Annotated in this window: 1 protein-coding gene; it reads right to left on the bottom strand. The window is 65.3% G+C overall.

Translation table 11 applies throughout. From position 1 onward, the window contains the following. A partial coding sequence (locus tag RAD15_RS43710) for an aminotransferase class I/II-fold pyridoxal phosphate-dependent enzyme (RefSeq protein ID WP_458184846.1) occupies positions 1-470 on the bottom strand: 470 nt, incomplete at both ends.

The following is a 470-nucleotide window of genomic DNA, read 5'->3' as shown; positions in this document are numbered from 1 at the left end:
GACCTTGGCATGGGTGAGCAGCTGCTTGGAGAATTCCAGACTGCCGAGATGGGCGAGCGCCGGCGGCAGCGGTGCCCAGGCGAACATCGATGCGCGCGGCGGCGGGATATCCCAGCCGGCGCGGCCGAAGCTTTCGATCAGCACGTCGCGGCGGCGCTGATAGAGCTGGCGGTTCTGCTCGACAATGTCCTGCGGCCCGTTGATCGCGGCGACCGCGGCTGCCTGGATCGGGGTGAAGGCGCCGTAATCGAGATAGGATTTCACCCGGGTCAGCGCTGAGATGAGCTGCGGGTTGCCGACCGCGAAGCCGATCCGCCAGCCGGCCATCGAATAGGTCTTGCTGAGCGAGGTGAATTCGACCGCGACGTCCTTCGCGCCCGGCACCTGCAGGATCGAGGGCGTCGGGCAGCCGTCATAATAAAGCTCTGAATAGGCGAGATCCGACAGCACCCACAGCTTGTGCTCCTTCG

The organism is Bradyrhizobium sp. 14AA (genome assembly GCF_054185205.1).
This window is presented reverse-complemented; position numbering and strand designations above follow the sequence as displayed.